The 20,064-nt window shown below is 52.5% G+C and carries 17 protein-coding genes; 13 read left to right on the top strand and 4 right to left on the bottom strand.

Features of this window, described 5'->3' with window-relative positions:
• Positions 1 to 8 precede the first annotated feature (8 nt).
• Positions 9 to 3,695: an SbcC/MukB-like Walker B domain-containing protein gene (locus ACF8OF_RS10075; RefSeq protein WP_392496487.1), complete on the bottom strand. Its 3,687-nt coding sequence runs from the start codon at positions 3,693 to 3,695 to the stop codon at positions 9 to 11.
• Positions 3,692 to 4,984 carry an exonuclease subunit SbcD gene (sbcD, locus tag ACF8OF_RS10070; RefSeq protein ID WP_392496486.1) on the bottom strand — a complete coding sequence of 431 codons (1,293 nt, stop codon included), beginning with the start codon at positions 4,982 to 4,984 and terminating at the stop codon, positions 3,692 to 3,694. The genes ACF8OF_RS10075 and sbcD overlap by 4 nt, the downstream gene beginning before the upstream one ends.
• Before the next feature lie 279 nt (positions 4,985 to 5,263).
• Between sbcD and phoB the strand changes: the two genes are divergently transcribed.
• The 3 genes from phoB to brnQ all read left to right on the top strand — a co-directional run bounded on the left by phoB (position 5,264) and on the right by brnQ (position 9,004).
• Positions 5,264 to 5,953 (top strand): phosphate regulon transcriptional regulator PhoB, encoded by a 690-nt coding sequence (gene phoB / locus ACF8OF_RS10065; protein ID WP_262862501.1) that lies wholly within the window; start codon positions 5,264 to 5,266, stop codon positions 5,951 to 5,953.
• A 30-nt stretch (positions 5,954 to 5,983) separates the two neighbouring features.
• Positions 5,984 to 7,279: a phosphate regulon sensor histidine kinase PhoR gene (phoR, locus tag ACF8OF_RS10060; RefSeq protein WP_262859065.1), complete on the top strand. Its 1,296-nt coding sequence runs from the start codon at positions 5,984 to 5,986 to the stop codon at positions 7,277 to 7,279.
• Between the two features lie 393 nt (positions 7,280 to 7,672).
• The gene (gene brnQ / locus ACF8OF_RS10055) at positions 7,673 to 9,004 is read left to right on the top strand and encodes a branched-chain amino acid transport system II carrier protein (protein WP_262859066.1); all 1,332 of its coding nucleotides are present in this window, start codon (positions 7,673 to 7,675) and stop codon (positions 9,002 to 9,004) included.
• Positions 9,005 to 9,116: 112 nt separating this feature from the next.
• On the opposite strand, the gene ACF8OF_RS10050 is transcribed toward brnQ, so the two are convergent.
• Together ACF8OF_RS10050 and ACF8OF_RS10045 are read right to left on the bottom strand one after the other, a co-directional pair.
• Positions 9,117 to 9,719, bottom strand: a complete 603-nt coding sequence (locus ACF8OF_RS10050; protein ID WP_046893141.1) for a peroxiredoxin C — start codon at positions 9,717 to 9,719, stop codon at positions 9,117 to 9,119.
• 204 nt (positions 9,720 to 9,923) lie between these two features.
• The gene (locus ACF8OF_RS10045) at positions 9,924 to 10,511 is read right to left on the bottom strand and encodes an ACP phosphodiesterase (RefSeq protein ID WP_392496484.1); all 588 of its coding nucleotides are present in this window, start codon (positions 10,509 to 10,511) and stop codon (positions 9,924 to 9,926) included.
• Between the two features lie 110 nt (positions 10,512 to 10,621).
• Between ACF8OF_RS10045 and queA the strand changes: the two genes are divergently transcribed.
• The 10 genes from queA (at position 10,622) to thiL (ending at position 20,014) form a co-directional block, all read left to right on the top strand.
• The gene (gene queA, locus ACF8OF_RS10040) at positions 10,622 to 11,698 is read left to right on the top strand and encodes a tRNA preQ1(34) S-adenosylmethionine ribosyltransferase-isomerase QueA (protein ID WP_262859068.1); all 1,077 of its coding nucleotides are present in this window, start codon (positions 10,622 to 10,624) and stop codon (positions 11,696 to 11,698) included.
• 97 nt (positions 11,699 to 11,795) lie between these two features.
• A complete protein-coding gene (tgt, locus tag ACF8OF_RS10035) occupies positions 11,796 to 12,920 on the top strand; it encodes a tRNA guanosine(34) transglycosylase Tgt (protein ID WP_262859069.1) in 1,125 nt (374 codons plus the stop codon).
• Between the two features lie 101 nt (positions 12,921 to 13,021).
• Positions 13,022 to 13,357 (top strand): preprotein translocase subunit YajC, encoded by a 336-nt coding sequence (gene yajC / locus ACF8OF_RS10030; protein WP_004236424.1) that lies wholly within the window; start codon positions 13,022 to 13,024, stop codon positions 13,355 to 13,357.
• Positions 13,358 to 13,392: 35 nt separating this feature from the next.
• Positions 13,393 to 15,240 (top strand): protein translocase subunit SecD, encoded by a 1,848-nt coding sequence (secD, locus tag ACF8OF_RS10025; protein ID WP_025151765.1) that lies wholly within the window; start codon positions 13,393 to 13,395, stop codon positions 15,238 to 15,240.
• A gap of 10 nt (positions 15,241 to 15,250) precedes the next feature.
• Positions 15,251 to 16,219 carry a protein translocase subunit SecF gene (secF, locus tag ACF8OF_RS10020; RefSeq protein ID WP_025151764.1) on the top strand — a complete coding sequence of 323 codons (969 nt, stop codon included), beginning with the start codon at positions 15,251 to 15,253 and terminating at the stop codon, positions 16,217 to 16,219.
• Between the two features lie 111 nt (positions 16,220 to 16,330).
• Entirely contained in the window at positions 16,331 to 16,780 is a 450-nt protein-coding gene (gene nrdR, locus ACF8OF_RS10015) for a transcriptional regulator NrdR (RefSeq protein WP_262859070.1), read from the top strand.
• Between the two features lie 5 nt (positions 16,781 to 16,785).
• Positions 16,786 to 17,895 (top strand): bifunctional diaminohydroxyphosphoribosylaminopyrimidine deaminase/5-amino-6-(5-phosphoribosylamino)uracil reductase RibD, encoded by a 1,110-nt coding sequence (ribD, locus tag ACF8OF_RS10010; protein ID WP_392496618.1) that lies wholly within the window; start codon positions 16,786 to 16,788, stop codon positions 17,893 to 17,895.
• A gap of 121 nt (positions 17,896 to 18,016) precedes the next feature.
• Positions 18,017 to 18,487 carry a 6,7-dimethyl-8-ribityllumazine synthase gene (ribE, locus tag ACF8OF_RS10005; RefSeq protein ID WP_025151762.1) on the top strand — a complete coding sequence of 157 codons (471 nt, stop codon included), beginning with the start codon at positions 18,017 to 18,019 and terminating at the stop codon, positions 18,485 to 18,487.
• 26 nt (positions 18,488 to 18,513) lie between these two features.
• Entirely contained in the window at positions 18,514 to 18,927 is a 414-nt protein-coding gene (gene nusB / locus ACF8OF_RS10000) for a transcription antitermination factor NusB (RefSeq protein ID WP_004240412.1), read from the top strand.
• Positions 18,928 to 19,024: 97 nt separating this feature from the next.
• Positions 19,025 to 20,014, top strand: a complete 990-nt coding sequence (thiL, locus tag ACF8OF_RS09995; protein ID WP_279800576.1) for a thiamine-phosphate kinase — start codon at positions 19,025 to 19,027, stop codon at positions 20,012 to 20,014.
• Positions 20,015 to 20,064 lie beyond the last annotated feature (50 nt).

Here is a 20,064-nt window from a genome sequence, read left to right as displayed (position 1 = left end):
TGAAAATATCACGCCGTTGTAACACGATATTCCGGCGACAATTTGCTGATCCCGAGTCCGTTCATTTTTCTGACAGAGATCTGCACCGCAATACGTTCTTTCATGGCTTCAATATGGCTGATAACGCCGATGGTTTTCCCGGTGGCATTCAGGTTATCGAGTGCATCCAGCGCGATATCCAGTGTTTCCTGATCCAGCGTGCCGAAGCCTTCATCGAGGAACAGGGATTCAATCTGTGTTTTATGGCTGACGAGATCAGACAAGGCCAGTGCAAGCGCCAGGCTGACCAGGAACGTTTCCCCGCCGGAGAGGGTTTTGGTGTCGCGCTGAGTGTCAGCCTGCCAGGTATCGGTGATTTGCAGCTCCAGGCTGTCCGCCGTTTTGCGCTGCAATACATAGCGGCCATGCAGTTTTTCCAGCCGCCGGTTCGCCAGATGGATCAGGTAATCCAGTGTCAGCCCCTGGGCAAAGCGGCTGAATTTGGCACCATCGGCTGAACCTATCAGCATGTTGAGTCGGCTGTGATCGGTGACGTCCTGCTGATACCGGGTGATCTGATCCAGTAAATCGCGCTGCTGTACCCGCAGATTATCATCCGCCGTCAGCCGTCCGCGCAGTTCCCCCTGACGGCTGCTCAGTTCCCGCAGTTGCTGTGCGGCGGCGGTCTGTAACTCTGTCAGCTGTTGCCGGGACTGTTCACGGAACAGCTCCGGTTGGGCGGACAGATGCTGCCCGAGCGCGGTTTTGGCATCCCCGAGACTGGTGGCGGCTTTCAGCTGCGCCTGGTTTAGTGCTGTTTCCAGCGTCTGTAACTGCTGATGTTCCTCTTCACTGAGCAGGGCGGCGAGGAAATCAGCCTCACCGGCAAACGGACTTTCTGCCAGTTGCTGCTGAAAAATCTGCTGATTCCTGCTGTGTTGTTCCTGCACATCCAGTATCTGCTGTTGCAGCCGTTTTTCCTCTCCCCGAAGCCCGGCAAGGTGTTGTTGCAGGCTGTCGCGCTGCTGTGTCAGGGTTTTCAGGCAGTTTTCCGTTTCCTGCTGCTGATGAAGCAGTTTCTGTAATTCCGTGCTGATATTTTTATCACCGAACAGTGCCTGCCGTTGTTCCGTGACCGTTTTGTGCTGTTGTTGCAGTGCAGCCAGTGCGGCGGATTGTTCTGCCAGTTGTGTGGTCAGTTTTGCCTGCTGTGCCTCCAGATTTTGCTGCTGTGTGGTCAGTTCCGCGAGTTGCTGTGTACTTTGCTGTATCAGTTGTTCATTTGCGGCGAATTGCTCACTTTCCTGCTGACGCTGTGCCAGCCATTCTGTTGTTTCTTCCGGTGACGGAATGGTGTAACCAAAGGCGGTCACTGTTTGCATCAGCGAGGTTTCCAGCATCTGTTGCTGCTGATGAAGCTGTGTCAGCCGGGTGGCCCGTTCCGTCTGCTGCTGTGCCAGGAACTGCTGTTCCTGACTGTTGCGCTGTAATGTCTGTGACAGCCGTTCACACTCAGCGTCTTCCGCCTGTAACCGGTTTTGCAGTGTTAATACCCGGGTTTCCAGCGCACGGCGGGCTTCCAGAGCCAGCTGTTGCTGCTGATACAGCCCGTCATAATGCTGAGTGATGTCATTCAGTGATGCCGGGGAATCCGCCGGGGCGTCAAATCCGCTTTCAAGACAGATTTTTTGCCATTGTGAAGTATGAGCCGCAAGGGCCTCTCCGGTTTCCTGCAGTGTACTGCTCAGTTTTTCGTATTGTGTGCGGGTAAAGGCCAGCTGAGATTGCTTCGCTGCCAGTGTTTTCTCTGCCTCTCTGATAGTGTGTGTCAGTGTTTCCAGGCGCTGTGCAGTTTCATCCGGTGTTACCTGCTGATAGTCAGTAACAGCCGGGTGATCAGTACTGCCGCATAACGGACAGGGCTCTCCGGCCTGTAAACGCTGACGCTCTGCCTCCAGCCGGACAATAGTTTGCTCCAGCTGATAACGGGCTGTCAGGTCACGCAGATGTGTCTGCTGGTCAGCCAGAACCGGCTCCTGTTGTACGATCCAGTCTGTCAGCGTTTTAATCTCTTCCTGAGAGTCGTGCTGTTGTTGCAGAAGATTTTCCCGGTTACGGGTCAGCAGGGTGATTTCCGGTGCCAGAGAGGCCAGTTTTTGCAGTAATCCGCGTTTTTCACCGGTCTGTTGCAGTTGTGTGGTTAACTGCTGATCCGGTTCGGTTTGCCGGGCCTGCTGCAGTGTGGTCTGTAAGGCGGTCAGCTCTGTTTTCAGCGGCAGAACAGACTGATTGCGGGCAGCCAGTTTATCTGCCATTTCTGTGTGTGCTGCGGTCAGTGACTGCTGCTGAATCTCCCCCGCCTGCTGCTGTTCTGTCAGCGCAGATATCTGAGCCCGGTATTCCTGCCGGGTGTGCAGCTCATGCCGCCACTGAACAATGGCGGACGGAAGCTCTGCTTTCTGTGCATTTTCCTGTCTGAAGTGTGTACTGCGTGCATAACGGTCACGGGTTTGTGCCAGCTGTTGCTGAAGCTGTACCGACTGGTTTTGCAGTGCCTGCTGTTCCTGTAATTGTGTCTGATAGTGCTGTTTCAGTGTATCAGACTGGCTGTTCAGCAGCTGCAGCCGGTTATCCAGCGGCCTGATGTCGTTCTCTGCCAGTGTTTCCAGTTGCTGATACTGCTGTTTCAGCCCGCAGAGTAACTGTTGTTGCTCCTCACACTGATCGGCCAGCGGCTGCAGTGAGCGGGTGGTGCTCTCTGTTGTCTGTGCCAGTTCCTGCATACGGGCGGTCAGCTGAGTACATAACGCCGTGCTGCTCTGCACCGCTTCTTTGGCCGGGCGTAATTTTTCCGCCGGTTTGGCGCGGGCAAGCCGGTCAAGCTGCGGCTGTGCATCCTGAATCTGCTGCAGAACAGCGGCATGCTGCTGCTGCCGCTGTTCTGTTTCTGTGTTCAGTGTGTCGCGGTGCTGCCACCACTGTAGCGCGGTCTGTAGCTGTGTCTGGCGGATAAGCTGCGCCTGCTCATTGGTTTGCAGAGTGGTCAGTTCAGCCTGGCATGCAAGCCGCTCCTCGTCTGTCATCAGCCGGATAGCACCGGTCTGCGCTTCCAGCAGAGACAACGCCTGTTGCGCGGCTTTGTAGTCTTCATAAACCTGACGGGAAATCAGCCGGTAAATTTCCGTGCCGGTGAGTTCTTCCAGCAAGTCTGCCCGTTCATTATCATCGGCATTCAGAAAGGCGGCGAAATTTCCCTGTGATAACAGGACGGAACGGGTAAAACGGGCGAAATCCAGCCCGGTGATCTCAATAATGCTCTCTCTGACCTGCGTCAGTTTGTCTGAGAGAATTTTTCCGGTGGCACACTCAGCCAGTTCGGCCTTCGGCGGCTGAAGATTACCATCGGCTTTATCTCTGGCGCGCCGCTGGCTCCAGAAAGCGCGGTATGCTTTTCCTTTTACGGAGAATTCCACTTCAGCCAGACATTCCGCAGTATGGCGGGTCATCACATCATTCTGCGAAGCAGATGTTTTTACGCGCGGGGTTTCATGGTAGAGCGCGAGACAGATAGCATCCAGCAGGGTGGTTTTTCCGGCACCGGTCGGGCCGGTGATGGCAAACAATCCGTTTCCGGCAAAGGGCTCTGCCGTAAAATCAATCTTCCATTCGCCCTGCAGTGAATTGATATTTTTAAACCGTAATGTCAGGATTTTCATTCACTTTTTCCTTTCCGGTTGTCTGTGCGGGTACTGTTTTTTCCGCTGGTACCGGTACTGATTTCACTGCTGTCACTCTCTGCCTGGTCACGAACCTGTTCACACACACGGCGGAAAAGGGTGGTGAGACGCGGAATATCCTCTTCTTCGGTATCACTGAGCGCCAGACGGCGGGCAAAAACATCATCCGGCGTCAGTTCATTCAGGGTTTCACGCAGGGCTTCGCTGTTGTCTGCGGTTATCTGCCTGCGCTCCCGGCGCAGCAGGAGCACTTCAGCAGCCAGCGGCTCTGTCAGTGCCTGAATACGTTTCTGAATATCCGGCAGATAATCCCTTCCGGCAATTTCGATGTCCAGCCAGACCAGCTGTGTGTGTTCATCACGGGGCGGAAACTGTTCCAGCGCCAGGCTGATGGCATCCAGATCGCCTTTCAGACAGACCATTGGCTGAAAACAGGGAACCGGCACCGCATCAATCGCTGTAATGCGGTTGTTATCCAGGGTCAGGAGAAAAACACTTTTTTCCTGTCCGGATTCATCAAAACTGAGCGGGACGGGGGAACCGCTGTAACGGATGGTGCCGCTGTCGCCGATGGACTGTGCGCGGTGAATATGCCCGAGGGCAATGTAATCCGCCGGCGGGAATGCACCGGCCGGGAAGGCATCCAGTGTGCCGATATAAATATCACGGACAGATTCCGATGTTTTGGCACCCACTGTTGTCAGGTGGCCTGTCATAATGATTGGGACATCCGCGCCCAGTTCAGTCCGTTTTGCCACCGCTCTGTCATAAAGGGACTGATAATGTGTCTGTATCGCGGTCAGCAGCGCCAGTTGTTTCTCGGCTTCGGATTGTCCGGCCTGACTTTCCAGAATATCGCGCGGCCGCAGAAACGGTACGGCACAGACAATCGCGCCGGGTTGGTTCTGCTTATTATAAAGTACGATCAGATCCCGCGCCGGATCCGGCCGGGCAATCACATCCGCATTCAGGCAGGCCATCAGTTCACGGGATTCATTCAGCGTGGCAACGGCATCATGGTTACCGGCAAGCACAATCAGATGACAGCCGGTCTGCTGCAGTTGTGCAACAAAACGGTTATACAGCTCACGGGCGTAACTCGGCGGGGAGGCGGTATCAAATACATCTCCGGCGACAATCAGGGCATCCGCCTGCTGTTCTTTTATCAGGTTTATCAGCCAGTCTGAAAACTGCAGATGTTCCTGCAGCCGGTTTTTAGTGTAAAAATATTGTCCGAGATGCCAGTCTGATGTGTGAATGATTTTCATATATACGGTTATTCCTGCCGGGCGAACTGAATGCGCATTGCATTAGGCGGTTTACTGAAAACAGAGTATAACGGAAATCAGGCGGTAAAAATAAATATTGGATGAATGTCCAGTATTTTACGATCTGACACGCATTTTGTGTGTAGTATGTCAGTTTAATGACATTATCTTTGCGGTGCAGGCTGAGGTATCGGCTGATATTCATAAATCTGTCACAAAAGTGACGCATAATCGCGGCACTGTCTGATGAAATGAAATTAACGGTAAACAGGGAACGCCATGGCAAGACGAATTTTAGTCGTTGAAGATGAAGCACCTATCCGTGAAATGGTCTGTTTCGTACTGGAGCAGAATGGCTATCAGCCTGTCGAGGCAGATGATTATGATGCGGCTATTGCCCGGCTGGTGGAGCCTTTCCCTGATCTTGTCCTGCTGGACTGGATGATCCCGGGCGGTTCCGGTATTCAGGTTATCAAACATATGAAACGGGACAGTCAGCTGCGGGAAATTCCGGTGATGATGCTGACGGCGCGCGGTGAAGAGGAAGACCGTGTCAAAGGTCTGGAAACCGGCGCGGATGATTATCTGACCAAACCCTTCTCACCGAAAGAGTTAGTGGCCCGTGTTAAAGCGATTCTGCGGCGCATCTCCCCGATGGCGGCAGATGATCTTATCGCCATGAACGGTCTGACACTCGATCCGGCATCTCACCGCGTGACCAGTAATGAGAATCCGCTGGAAATGGGGCCAACCGAATTCAAACTGCTGCACTTCTTTATGACCCATCCGGAACGGGTTTACAGCCGTGAACAGCTGCTCAACTATGTCTGGGGCGAGAACGTCTATGTTGAGGATCGCACGGTGGATGTGCATATCCGCCGCCTGCGCAAAGCGCTGGAAGCGGACGGGCACGATAAAATGATACAGACAGTCCGGGGAACGGGTTACCGCTTCTCTGTCCGTTACTGATAATAATGTTAAACCGCAAGAGGATCGCGCGTGCTTGAGCGTCTTTCGTGGAAAAAAATTGTACTGGAATTAGTGCTTTTTTGCCTTCCGGCTCTCTTTTTGTCACTTTTTTTCGGCTATACCGGCTGGTTTCTGGCCGGTGCCCTGTTTGCCGCGGCCGTCTGGCACAGCTATAACTTACTGAAATTGTCCGACTGGTTGTGGCTGGATCGCAGTATGCTGCCACCGCCCGGCCGCAGCAGCTGGGAGCCGATTTTTTACGGTATCTACCAGCTTCAGCAGCGTAACCGCAAGCGCCGCCGTGAACTCGCCACCCTGATCAAACGCTTTCGCAGCGGGGCGGAATCTCTGCCGGATGCCGTAGTGATGATGACGGAAGACGGCAATATTTTCTGGTGTAACAAACATGCCCAGCACCTTCTCGGTTTCCGCTGGCCGGATGATAACGGGCAGCACATCTTTAACCTGCTGCGTTACCCGGATTTCAGCCGCTATCTGACCCAGGGCGATTATACCCTGCCGCTGACCCTGGAACTGAATAACGGCAGCATGATGGAATTGCGCATCATGCCGTACTCGGAAGGGCAGTTACTGATGGTTGCCCGTGATGTGACGGAAAAACGCCGTCTCGAAAACTCGCGGCGTGATTTCTTTGCCAACGTCAGTCATGAACTGCGCACGCCGCTGACCGTTTTGCAGGGCTATCTGGAAATGCTCGCAGATCAGGATTTTGATAATCCGATGAATAAAAAAGCGATCCTGACCATGCAGGAGCAGACCCGCCGTATGGACGGCATGGTTAAACAGCTTCTGCAGCTGTCAAAAATTGAAGTGGCGGTGAAAAGTGGGCTGGATCAGGTGGTGGATGTGCCGGGGATGCTGATCATGCTTCAGCAGGAAGCCGTGACGCTCAGCCGTGGTAAGCAGGAGATCCGCTTTACGGTGGATGACAAACTGAAGATTTTCGGGGATGAGGAAGAGCTGCGCAGCGCCATGTCGAACCTGGTGTATAACGCGGTAAATCATACACCGGAAAATACCCTGATTGAGGTCAGCTGGGCGCTGCGTAACGGTAATGCGGTGTTCAGTGTGAAAGATAACGGCCCGGGCATTCCGGCGGAACATCTGTCGCGCCTGACGGAACGTTTTTACCGCGTGGATAAATCCCGTTCGCGGCAGACCGGTGGCTCCGGTCTGGGGCTGGCGATAGTAAAACACGCTTTACAGCATCATCACACCCATCTGGATATTACCAGCAAGCCCGGACAGGGAACGGAGTTCAGTTTTACCATTCCGGCGCGGCTTATTGCTAAATCTTCTCATTAAAGCGGCTTTTGCCGCTTTCTTTATTTAATCGCTGTTAATTCAGCAGATTTAAAATGTCTGATTAAAATATAAACAAATCATATAGTGTTTATTGACGCTTACATAACAGCAATCGCTGCTTTGGAAATAGACTATGGCATATAGTTCTGGTTTTTGCTTTGACTATTGCCTTTCTGCGCTATAAAAGTTTTACTTGTAGTGAGTTATTGGCAAATACCACTGTTTTTTAAATATAATCACTACAGTTATTAACTTATGATGAATAACGTAGTGCTAACAGATTGTTAAAACAGCAGGAGATGCCGCCAGTGACAGATCAGGGAGTTGGATTTTTATTTCCGATATTTTTATTGAATATTTCACATTAAATTAACAGTAACAGACAAAAATAATATGGCGCATCGTTTAACTTCACGAGATATTTTAGCCTTAGGTTTCATGACCTTCGCGCTGTTTGTCGGGGCGGGGAATATTATATTTCCGCCAATGGTCGGCCTTCAGGCCGGTGAAATGGTCTGGACGGCGGCAGCCGGGTTCCTGATCACCGGCGTTGGTTTACCGGTTTTGACCGTGATTGCACTGGCAAAAGTCGGTGGCGGTATTGAGGCACTCAGTACACCAGTCGGTAAATATGCCGGGCTGCTGCTGGCCGTTGTCGCTTATCTGTCCGTCGGTCCGCTGTTTGCCACGCCGCGTACAGCCACCGTTTCTTATAAAATCGGGATTGCGCCGCTGGTGGGCGGGGAATCTGATATTTCCCTGCTGATTTACAGCGTGATCTACTTTGCCTGTGTGATCGGCATTTCCCTGTATCCGGGTAAATTGCTGGACAGCGTCGGTCATGTACTGGCACCGGTTAAAATGCTGGCTCTGGCTATCCTCGGGGTGGCTGCGGTAATGTGGCCGGCCGGTGATGCTATTATGGCAACGCCGGCGTATAAAGAAATGGCGTTTTCCAACGGGTTTATTAATGGTTATCTGACCATGGATACCCTCGGCGCAATGGTCTTCGGGATTGTTATTGTTAATGCTGCCCGTTCGCGCGGAGTGGAAAACTCCTCACTGCTGACCCGCTATACCATGTGGGCCGGGCTGATTGCCGGTGTGCTGCTGACACTGGTCTATCTGGCGCTGTTCAAATTAGGGGAAAACAGCGGGTCGATTATCCCGAACCCGGCTGACGGCGCGGAAATTTTGCATGAGTATGTCCAGTATACCTTCGGTAACTACGGCAGTTTCTTCCTTGCTGTGCTGATTTTTGTTGCCTGTATGGTGACAGCTATCGGCCTGACCTGTGCCTGTGCGGAATTCTTCAGCCGTTATCTGCCGATCTCTTACCGTAAACTGGTGTGGATCCTCGGTGCGTTCTCCATGGTGATTTCCAACCTGGGGCTGAGCAAACTGATCGCATTTTCCGTTCCGGTGCTGGTATCGATTTATCCGCCGTGTATTGTGCTGATCCTGCTGAGTTTCACACTGCGCTTCTGGAAAAAACCGGGACGGGTGGTTGCGCCGGCAATGCTGGTCAGCCTGATCCTCGGGACGATGGGGGCGCTGAAAGCCACTAAAATGTTCGGCTCTTATATGCCGTCATGGATTGAGTCACTGCCGTTCTTTAAATATGACCTGGCATGGCTTGCGCCGTCACTGGCAGTGCTGGTGGTTTCCATTGTGGTTGATCGCCTGATGGGCGCTGAGCCGGAAGTGAATCACAAACACGCCTGATAGCCCGGATTATAAAAATACCCTGTCATGTGCGGGGTATTTTTTTGCCCGTGATTCAGGCACAAAAAAACCAGCCCGCAGGCTGGTTTTTGTATCTCTTAACTGCCGGAACTTACAGTTTGCCGGAGTTCTTTTTCAGGAAGTCAGCAACGCCTTTCGGAGATGCATTCATACCTTCCTGACCTTTTTCCCACTGTGCAGGACACACATCACCGTGCTCTTCGTGGAATTGCAGTGCGTCAACCATACGCAGCATTTCGTCTACGTTACGGCCCAGCGGCAGGTCGTTGACGACCTGATGACGGACAACACCGTTTTTGTCCACCAGGAAAGAACCGCGCAGAGCAACACCGGCTTCCGGGAACTCAACACCGTAAGCCCGCATGATGTCATGTTTGATATCCGCAATCATCGGATACTGAACCTGACCGATACCGCCATCCTCGATAGCAGTGTTACGCCATGCGTTATGAACAAACTCAGAGTCCATAGACACACCAATTACTTCCACACCGCGTTTTTTGAATTCTTCATAGCGGTGATCGAATGCGATCAGCTCAGAAGGGCAGACAAACGTGAAGTCCATCGGCCAGAAGAAGATAACAGCCGGACGGCCGTTCAGGTGTTTTTTCAGATTGAAGTTATCAACAATTTCACCGTTACCCATAACGGCTGCAGCTGTAAAATCGGGGGCTTGACGGGTTACCAGAACCATAATTTACTCCTGTAAGATTATATAGAGTATGGCAATAAACAACAGACAGAATAAAGAATTTGGGGATGGTATTAAAGATCATAATACCGATTAATATAATAGGTTTTACCTATCAATAGTTCATTATTCTATCTGCTACCCGAATAAGATAGAGTTATTTGAGTAAAGTTCAAGTGCTAATTGTGTGAATGAACGTAAAAACCGTTACTGACCTGTAAACGGCTTTGTCACACTGTCCATCATCTGCGGATAGAAACGGAAGAAGATACTTTCAAGAGACTGATAATTATCGGTAAAATCCTGATCTGTCTCCCTGAGTGCGGCAAGTTTCGGACGTCGTTTTGCCATCCCCGCCAGTACCTGTCCGATGTAAGGAACTTCCTGATAGCGGATTAACCAGCGCTGCGGCCACATAAATTCATTCAGCTCCTGAAATTTCTCCGGCGTAAACGCCAGTTGCGGTTCAATCACTGTGCGGACGTGCTGTGTGAAATCGGTCAGTGAGGTCGCGGGCTCAAATTGTGACCAGTGCAGGGAAAGAAAATGATCCCAGACCACATCCAGGGTGATCGGCGCGTAGCGGCGGTATTCAGGGCGGAACAGCTGACGGGCTTCCCGTACCAGCGGGTGTGAGTCAGTCAGGGTATCAACACGCCGGTGCAGTCGGATCCCCGCCGCAACCGGTGCGCTGTACTGTTCTTCCGGTGCGCCGCGGACAAAATCGGCCATCAGATTGCCGAGAAAACTGCTGTTTGCCAGTGAGGCAAGGTGGAGATGTGCGAGAAAATTCATAATACCGCAGCCTTTTATTCCGCCGTCGGCGGGTTATTTCTTGCGCCCTGCTTACCGGGGCACTAGACTATTGCGCCTGTTTTTCTTTTTGAGATGAAACCGAGAATCTCATGCGTGTTGCCGATTTTACTTTTGAACTGCCGGACGAACTGATTGCCCGCTACCCGCAGGCGGAGCGGAGCAAGTGCCGTCTGTTATCGCTTGATGGTATCAGTGGTGAACTGAACCACGGTATCTTCACCGATGTGCTGAATAAACTCAATCCCGGTGATCTGCTGGTATTTAATGATACCCGTGTGATCCCCGCCAGAATGTTCGGGCGCAAAGCCTCCGGCGGAAAGATTGAAGTGCTGGTGGAGCGGATGCTGGATGAGCACCGTGTACTGGCGCATGTCCGCGCATCCAAAGCACCGAAAGAAGGTGCTGAACTGCTGCTGGGCGAAGATGAAAGCGTGAAAGCCACCATGGTGGCGCGTCACGATGCACTGTTTGAAATCCGTTTTGATGATGAGCGCGATGTGCTGACCATTCTCAATCAGATTGGTCATATGCCGCTGCCGCCATATATTGACCGTCCTGATGAAGAGTCGGATCGCGAGTTATACCAGACCGTGTATAATGACCGCCCCGGTGCGGTAGCCGCACCGACTGCCGGGCTGCACTTTGATGAGCCGCTGCTGGCAGCACTGCGTGAAAAAGGTGTGGAAATGGCCTTTGTCACCCTGCATGTCGGGGCAGGGACGTTCCAGCCGGTGCGCGTGGATAATATTGAAGATCACATCATGCACTCCGAATATGCGGAAGTGCCGCAGAATGTGGTTGATGCCGTGCTGGCGTGTAAAGCACGCGGTAATAAAGTGATCGCGGTCGGCACAACATCCGTGCGTTCCCTCGAAAGTGCGGCGAAAGCGGCACAGGATGCACTGATTGCACCGTTCTTTGATGATACGCAAATCTTTATTTATCCGGGATATGAGTATCAGGTGGTGGATGCGCTGATCACCAATTTCCATCTGCCGGAATCCACGCTGATTATGCTGGTTTCTGCGTTTGCCGGTTATCAGCACACTATGCAGGCGTATGAAGCAGCGGTGCGTGAACGTTACCGTTTCTTCAGCTACGGGGATGCGATGTTTATTACCCGCAACCCGCAGGCAAAATGTGAAAAAGTCGGTCACAACGACTGATATACTACAGATTATTGATCCGGCAGATTTCAGCGACTGCTGACTGACTGCCGCTAATTACACATCATCAGACTGTTTTTCTGATGCCGGAGGTTTTGTGAAATATGAACTGCAAACGACAGACGGCCGTGCGCGCCGTGGTCGCTTAATTTTTGATCGTGGCGTTGTTGAAACCCCTGCATTTATGCCGGTGGGGACTTATGGCACAGTGAAAGGGATGACACCGGAAGAAGTCAAAGAGACCGGTGCGCAAATCTTATTAGGCAACACGTTCCATCTGTGGCTGCGTCCCGGTCAGGAAATTATGAAACTGCACGGTGATCTGCATGACTTTATGCAGTGGAAAGGCCCGATTCTGACTGATTCCGGCGGTTTCCAGGTGTTCAGCCTGGGCGCAATGCGTAAAATCAAAGAAGAGGGTGTCCATTTCCGTAACCCGATCAACGGGGAAAAAATCTTCTTAAGTCCTGAAAAATCGATGGAAATCCAGTACGATCTCGGGTCTGATATCGTGATGATTTTTGACGAGTGTACGCCGTATCCGGCGGATTGGGACTACGCTAAGAAATCCATGGAAATGTCCCTGCGCTGGGCAAAACGCAGCCGTGACCGTTTCGATGAACTGGGTAACCCGAATGCACTGTTCGGTATCATCCAGGGCAGTGTTTACGAAGATTTACGCGATGTGTCTGTGAAAGGGCTGGTGGAAATCGGATTTGATGGGTACGCTGTGGGCGGTCTGGCTGTCGGCGAGCCGAAAGAAGATATGCATCGTATTCTGGAGCATGTCTGTCCGCAGATCCCGGAAGATAAACCGCGCTATTTAATGGGCGTGGGTAAACCGGAAGATCTGGTGGAAGGTGTGCGCCGCGGTATTGATATGTTCGACTGCGTGATGCCGACCCGTAATGCCCGTAACGGTCACCTGTTTGTGACGGACGGCGTGGTAAAAATCCGTAATGCGAAGTATAAATCAGATACATCGCCGCTGGATGCGGAATGTGACTGCTATACCTGCCGCCATTATACGCGTGCGTATCTGCATCATTTGGATCGCTGTAATGAAATCCTTGGCGCGCGCTTAAATACCATTCATAATCTGCGCTACTATCAGCGTCTGATGGCGGGTATCCGGCAGGCCATTGAAGAAGGCCGTCTGGAAGCATTTGCCGCTGAATTTTATCAGCGGATCGGGAAACCGGTTCCGCCGTTAAGTGAGTGATTTCCCCGAAACGGGATCACCCGGTGGGGTATAACATAGGCGATACCCCACCGGCAGGTTTATCTGCCTGATAATTATGTGAATAACAAGAGGATAGTTTGATGAGTTTTTTCATTTCTGACGCAGTAGCATCAACCGGTGCGGCCGCTTCTCAGGGCAGCCCGATGTCTCTGATTGTTATGCTGGTCGTTTTCGTGCTGATTTTCTACTTCATGATCCTGCGCCCGCAACAGAAACGTGCTAAATCACACAAGCAATTAATGGACTCCATTACCAAAGGTGATGAAGTCTTAACTACCGGTGGTCTGATCGGTCGTGTGGCTAAAGTGTCTGACACCGGCTACATCGTTCTGGAACTGAACGAAACAACTGAAGTAACCATCAAACGTGATTTCGTCGCAGCAGTTTTACCGAAAGGTACACTGAAGGCGCTGTAATCTTCCTGTAGTATGATTTTCCCGAAGGGACTGCCGTGTTAAACCGTTATCCTTTGTGGAAGTATCTGATGCTGATCGCTGCGATCCTCATCGGTTTGCTTTATGCGCTTCCAAACCTGTATGGAGAGGATCCGGCTGTTCAAATCACTGGCGCGCGGGGAACCGCCGCCAATGAACAGACCCTGGATCAGGTCCGGACCATTTTAGAAAAAGATCAGATCGCGAGTAAGTCGATCGCACTGGAAAACGGTGTGATACTTGCCCGTTTCTCAAATCCTGATATCCAGTTACGAGCCCGTGAAGAGCTGATGAAAGGCCTGGGTGAGCAATATGTTGTTGCCCTGAACCTTGCACCGGCGACACCGAAATGGCTGACCGCCGTCGGTGGCGAGCCGATGAAACTGGGTCTCGACCTGCGTGGTGGTGTGCACTTCCTGATGGAAGTGGATATGGAAACCGCGCTGGGTAAACTGCAGGAGCAGAACCTCGACGGTATCCGCTCACTGCTGCGTGAGAACAGCATTCCGTTTGCGTCTGTCCGCAAATCAGCGGATTACGGCGTGGAAGTCCGCTTCCGTGATGATGCATCACGTTCTGAAGCCAGCTCGCTGTTAACAAAACGCCTGCGTGATTTAGTGTTCAAAGACGGTTCGGATAACACCCTGACCGCAGTGATGAGCGATCAGCGCTTAAGTGAAGCGCGCAGCTATGCTGTCATGCAGAACATCACTATCCTGCGTAACCGTGTTAACCAGCTCGGTGTTGCCGAGCCGCTGGTACAGCGTCAGGGTGCGGATCGCATCGTGGTGGAATTACCGGGTATTCAGGACACCGCACGGGCGAAAGAGATCCTCGGTGCAACTGCGACGCTGGAATTCCGTCTGGTCAACAGCACGGTTGACCCTGCCGCTATCGAAGCAGGCCGTATTCCGGGCGACACCGAAGTGAAATACACCCGTGACGGACGCAAAGTCGCCCTGTACAAGCGTGTGATTCTGACCGGTGACCATATTACTGACTCCACATCACAGAGTGATGAGTACGGTCAGCCGCAGGTCAGCATCTCGCTGGACAGCGCCGGTGGTAACACCATGTCCGATTTCACCAAGGATAATCTCTATAAGCCGATGGCGACCCTGTTTGTCGAATATAAAGACAGCGGGCGTAAAGATGCCGCAGGCCGTTCAATCCTTGAGAAAAACGAAGAAGTTATCAACATTGCCAATATCCAGTCCCGTTTAGGATCAAACTTCCGTATCACCGGGATTGATAATGCCAATGAAGCACGTCAGTTATCACTGCTGCTGCGTGCCGGTGCCCTGATTGCACCAATCCAGATTGTGGAAGAGCGGACCATCGGGCCGACTCTGGGTCTGCAGAATATCGAGCAGGGCCTGGAAGCGTGTCTGTGGGGGCTGATGGCCTCAATTCTGTTCATGGTGATCTACTACCGTAAATTCGGTCTGATCGCGAGCAGCGCGTTACTGGCGAACCTTATCCTGATTGTCGGGGTGATGTCGCTGTTACCGGGGGCTACGCTGACCATGCCGGGGATTGCGGGGATCGTGCTGACCCTTGCGGTTGCGGTTGATGCGAACGTTCTGATAAACGAACGTATCAAAGAAGAACTGCGCAACGGGCGTTCTGTCCAGCAGGCAATCCATGAAGGGTATAAAGGCGCCTTCTCCAGTATTATCGACGCAAACTTAACCACACTGATTACCGCTGTCATTCTGTACGCGGTCGGTACCGGTTCAATTAAAGGGTTTGCGATTACGACAGCCATTGGTGTGGCAACCTCCATGTTTACAGCGATTATCGGTACACGTGCCATCGTGAACTTGCTGTACGGCGGTAAACGTATTAATAAGCTGTCTATTTAAGGAGCACGTTGTGGCACAGGATTATACTGTTGAACAATTAAACCACGGCCGCAGAGTCTATGACTTTATGCGCTGGGACAACGTGGCATTTACCATCTCGGCACTGCTGCTGATTGCCTCTGTGGCAATCATCGGCGTGAAAGGGTTTAACTGGGGTCTGGACTTCACCGGCGGTACCGTCATTGAAGTTAACTTCAGCCAGCCGGCTGACCTGGATAAAATCCGTGATACCGTTTCGCTGGCCGGGTTTAAAGACCCGCTGATCCAGAATTTCGGCAGCAGCCGTGACATCATGGTACGTCTGCCGCCGGCAGAAGGCGTGGCTGGTCAGGAACTGGGTAAAACTGTCATCAATGTTATTAACAAAGATATTGATGAAAATGCAGTGGTCAAGCGTATTGAATTCGTCGGACCGAGTGTGGGTGCGGAGCTGGCTCAGACCGGGGCGATGGCACTGATCGCCGCATTAATCTGTATCCTGATTTATGTGGCGATGCGGTTTGAATGGCGCCTGGCGTTAGGTGCGGTTATCGCGCTGGCGCATGACGTTATTATCACCCTCGGTGTACTGTCGTTATTCCATATTGAGATTGACCTGACCATTGTGGCATCCCTGATGTCGGTTATCGGTTACTCACTGAACGACAGTATCGTGGTATCTGACCGTATCCGTGAGAACTTCCGCAAAATCCGCCGTGGTACCTCGTATGAGATCATGAACGTTTCCCTGACTCAGACGTTAAGCCGTACCATTATGACATCGGCAACCACCCTGTTAGTGGTTCTGATGCTCTATATCTTCGGTGGTGCAATGCTGAAAGGCTTCTCGCTGGTCATGCTGATTGGTGTGTCTATCGGTACGATTTCCTCAATCTACGTGGCGTCCGCGCTGGCCCTGAAACTGGGTATGAAGCGTGAGCACCTGATTGTGCAGAAAGTGGAAAAAGAAGGTGCGGATCAGGAATCTATCCTGCCGTAATTTCTGCCGTGAAAAAACAGAAAACACCCTGTATGTGCAAGCATGCAGGGTGTTTTTTATGTGTAAACAGGGTAAACTACCGCAACAGTTCATTGACCCGCAGGATAATTTATGCATTGCCCGTTTTGCTCTGCCGTTGATACCAAAGTCATCGACTCACGCCTGGTGGGTGATGGTTCTCAGGTCCGCCGTCGCCGCCAGTGTCTGGAATGCCACGAACGCTTTACCACATTTGAGGTCGCCGAGCTGGTGATGCCGCGTGTGGTCAAAAGTGATGACAGCCGCGAGCCGTTTGACGAAGAAAAGCTGCGCCGTGGTATGCAGAAGGCACTGGAAAAACGTCCGGTCAGTTCTGACAATATCGAAACCTCCCTCAGTCACATCAAATCGCAGTTACGGGCTACCGGTGAGCGGGAAGTCTCTGCTAAGTTTGTCGGTGAACTGGTGATGAGCGAGCTGAAAAAGCTGGATAAAGTCGCGTATATCCGCTTTGCGTCGGTTTACCGCAGTTTTGAGGATATCCGTGAATTCGGCGAGGAAATTGCCCGCCTGCAGGACTGAACATGATGCATTCTGATGAATTTTATATGGCCCGCGCCCTTGAACTGGCGGCGCTGGGGCGTTTTACCACCGCACCGAACCCGAATGTCGGCTGTGTGATTGTCCGTGACGGCGAAATCGTCGGCGAAGGTTACCATCAGCGTGCCGGTGAACCGCATGCGGAAGTACATGCGCTGCGCATGGCCGGTGATAAAGCCCGTGGCGCCACCGCCTATGTCACGCTGGAGCCGTGCAGTCATCACGGCCGCACACCGCCGTGTGCTGAAGCGCTGATCAATGCCGGGGTCAGCCGGGTGGTGGCTGCCATGCAGGATCCGAATCCGCAGGTGGCCGGACGCGGGCTGTTTAAACTGCGTGAAGCCGGTATTGAAGTCAGTCACGGCGTACTGATGCAGGAAGCGGAAGCACTGAATAAAGGCTTCTTTAAGCGGATGCGTACCGGTTTCCCGTATATTCAGCTGAAAATGGCGGCCTCGATCGACGGCAAAACCGCATTAGCCAACGGCGAAAGCCAGTGGATCACCTCAAAAGCCGCCCGGCAGGATGTGCAGCAGTTCCGCGCACAGGCCGGGGCGATTTTATCCACCAGTGCCACGGTTCTGGCAGATGATCCCGGTCTGATTGTCCGTCATGCGGATTTCCCGGTATCGCTGCAGCAGAGCTACCCGGAGGCAGATATCCGTCAGCCGGTGCGGATTATCACCGACAGCCATCAGCGGGTGACCGCTCAGCACCGCGTCACACAATTGCCGGGCTGTTGCTGGCTGGCACGGACTGCTTCTCAGCCGGATAACTGGCAGGGGGATGTTGAGGAAATGATCCTGCCGGAGAACGGCAGTGGTGTGGATCTGGTTCTGCTGATGATGCAGCTCGGCAAACGCAATATTAACCATATCTGGACAGAGTGCGGCTCCCATATGGCGGGCGCATTGCTGAAGGCCGGGCTGGCGGATGAAATCGTGCTTTATCTGGCACCGAAGATTCTGGGCAGTGATGCACAGGATCTCTTCACATTGCCGCCGCTTGCCCATCTGCGTGATGCGCCGCAGTTGCGGATCGACGACTGCACGATGGTCGGACCGGATCTTCGTCTGCGGTTGATCCCGGTGTATTAACCGCTGAATTTACGCCGGAATTTAATTTTTATTCCGGAGTTTGAAAAACACAGGCGCGGTGACGGAAAGAATGTGATAAAATCCGCGCCCCGCAGTATGAAACTCGTAAGAAGGAAAGGCTATGAACGTCATTAAAGGTGTTGTCAGTGCGCCGGGTGCGCGTATCGCCATCGCAATTGCCCGCTTTAACAACTTCATCAACGACAGCCTGTTAGACGGTGCGGTTGATGCGCTTGAGCGTATCGGTCAGGTTTCCTCTGAGAACATTACAACGGTCTGGGTGCCGGGTGCGTATGAACTGCCGCTGGCAGTGAAAACACTGGCTGATACCGGAAAATATGACGCGATTATTGCGCTGGGTACTGTTATCCGCGGCGGCACCGCACATTTTGAATATGTGTCCGGTGAATGCAGCTCCGGGTTATCCGCCGTTGCAATGAACAGCGCGATTCCGGTGACTTTCGGGGTGCTGACCACCGAAAATATTGAACAGGCCATTGAACGTGCGGGAACCAAAGCCGGTAACAAAGGGGCGGAAGCCGCAATGACCGCGCTGGAAATGATCAACGTAATTAAGGCCATCAAAGGCTGAATTCAGATTTTAGTAAGGGGATATGTGTGAAACCTGCAGCTCGTCGTCGTGCTCGTGAATGTGCCGTTCAGGCGCTTTATTCGTGGCAGTTATCCGGCAATAACATTGCGGATGTTGAATCAGAATTTCTGTCAGAGCAGGATGTCAAAGACGTTGATGTCGCCTATTTTCGTGAGCTGTTCTTTGGTGCGGCAACGAATGCAGTGCGTCTTGATGCACTGATGGCACCGTACCTCTCCCGCCAGCTGGAGGAGTTAGGTCAGGTGGAAAAAGCGGTTCTGCGTCTGGCGATGTATGAATTAAGCTACCGTGAAGATGTCCCTTACAAAGTGGTTATCAACGAAGCGATTGAACTGGCGAAAGTGTTCGGCGCGGAAGAGAGCCACAAATTTGTCAATGGCGTGCTCGATAAAGCCGCGCCGAATGCCCGCAGAAAGTAATCATCTGATACTTTTATGCACGGACATAAATGACATGATATAAAAGAGGCCGGTTTAACCGGCCTTTTGTCTTTATCTGATTGCGGAATTTCTGATTATGGCTTGTGGTGAATTTGATCTCATCCGGCGTTTTTTTGACCGGCAGCACTATTACCGCCGGGACGTTGAACTGGGTATCGGGGATGATTGTGCTCTGATGACCGTAGCGGAAAAACAGCAGGTTGCTGTCAGCACGGATACCCTGGTGTCCGGTATTCATTTTCTGCCTTCCGTTTCTGCCCGTGATCTGGCGTGGAAATCCCTTGCGGTGAATTTAAGTGATCTGGCCGCCATCGGTGCCGATCCGGCCTGGGTTTCCCTGGCGCTGACGCTGCCGTCCATTGATGAAGCGTGGCTGGGGGAATTCAGTGACAGCTTCTTTGAGCAACTGAATTATTATGGCATGCAGTTAATCGGCGGCGATACCACCCGCGGTCCGATGAGTCTGACATTGACGGTTCATGGTCTGGTCCCGGCAGGGCGGGCAATGAAACGCGCCGGTGCCCGTAACGGTGACTGGATCTATGTCACCGGTACACTGGGTGACAGCGCCGCCGGACTGGCAATTTTGCTGGGTGAACTCCGGCCTGAAGACCCGGCACACAAAGAGTATCTGCTGAAACGTCATCTGCGCCCGCAACCGCGCATTTTACAGGGGCAGGCGCTGCGCGACCTCGCATCCTCAGCGATAGATATCTCTGACGGTCTGATTTCCGATCTCGGCCATATCCTGAAAGCCAGTCGTTGCGGTGCCAGGATTGAGCTTGATAACTTACCGATGTCTGAGGCACTGAAAGCCTGTTCATCACCGGAGCAGGCGCTTGCCCGTGCGCTGGCGGGTGGTGAGGATTATGAGCTGTGCTTTACCGTTCCGGAAATTAACCGTGGCGCGCTGGAAATGGCACTGGCACACACCGGCGCACCTTTCTGCTGTATCGGACAGATGAAACCGGAGAGTGACGGCATCCGCTATTTCAGCAAAGGTGAGGAAGTACAACCGGCGCTGAGCGGGTTTGATCACTTTGCGGTGAAAGTTGCGGCAGAGTAGGTCGTAAACGCGTTATCAGTGACATAAAAAAACCCTGCTGATGTGATGCA

Origin of the sequence: Morganella sp. TYF_1 (assembly GCF_043105645.1) — a bacterium.
Lineage (GTDB): Bacteria > Pseudomonadota > Gammaproteobacteria > Enterobacterales > Enterobacteriaceae > Morganella > Morganella morganii_B.
The sequence above is the reverse complement of the archived record's forward strand: the minus strand, read 5'-3'. Positions and strand labels throughout refer to the sequence as shown.

Bases quoted from the DNA above. Each gene is read 5' to 3' on its own strand.
- ACF8OF_RS10075 (WP_392496487.1), bottom strand. From the start codon at position 3,695: ATGAAAATCCTGACATTACGGTTTAAAAATATCAATTCACTGCAGGGC.
- sbcD (WP_392496486.1), bottom strand. From the start codon at position 4,984: ATGAAAATCATTCACACATCAGACTGGCATCTCGGACAATATTTTTAC.
- phoB (WP_262862501.1), top strand. From the start codon at position 5,264: ATGGCAAGACGAATTTTAGTCGTTGAAGATGAAGCACCTATCCGTGAA.
- brnQ (WP_262859066.1), top strand. From the start codon at position 7,673: ATGGCGCATCGTTTAACTTCACGAGATATTTTAGCCTTAGGTTTCATG.
- ACF8OF_RS10050 (WP_046893141.1), bottom strand. From the start codon at position 9,719: ATGGTTCTGGTAACCCGTCAAGCCCCCGATTTTACAGCTGCAGCCGTT.
- ACF8OF_RS10045 (WP_392496484.1), bottom strand. From the start codon at position 10,511: ATGAATTTTCTCGCACATCTCCACCTTGCCTCACTGGCAAACAGCAGT.
- queA (WP_262859068.1), top strand. From the start codon at position 10,622: ATGCGTGTTGCCGATTTTACTTTTGAACTGCCGGACGAACTGATTGCC.
- yajC (WP_004236424.1), top strand. From the start codon at position 13,022: ATGAGTTTTTTCATTTCTGACGCAGTAGCATCAACCGGTGCGGCCGCT.
- nrdR (WP_262859070.1), top strand. From the start codon at position 16,331: ATGCATTGCCCGTTTTGCTCTGCCGTTGATACCAAAGTCATCGACTCA.
- ribD (WP_392496618.1), top strand. From the start codon at position 16,786: ATGCATTCTGATGAATTTTATATGGCCCGCGCCCTTGAACTGGCGGCG.
- ribE (WP_025151762.1), top strand. From the start codon at position 18,017: ATGAACGTCATTAAAGGTGTTGTCAGTGCGCCGGGTGCGCGTATCGCC.
- thiL (WP_279800576.1), top strand. From the start codon at position 19,025: ATGGCTTGTGGTGAATTTGATCTCATCCGGCGTTTTTTTGACCGGCAG.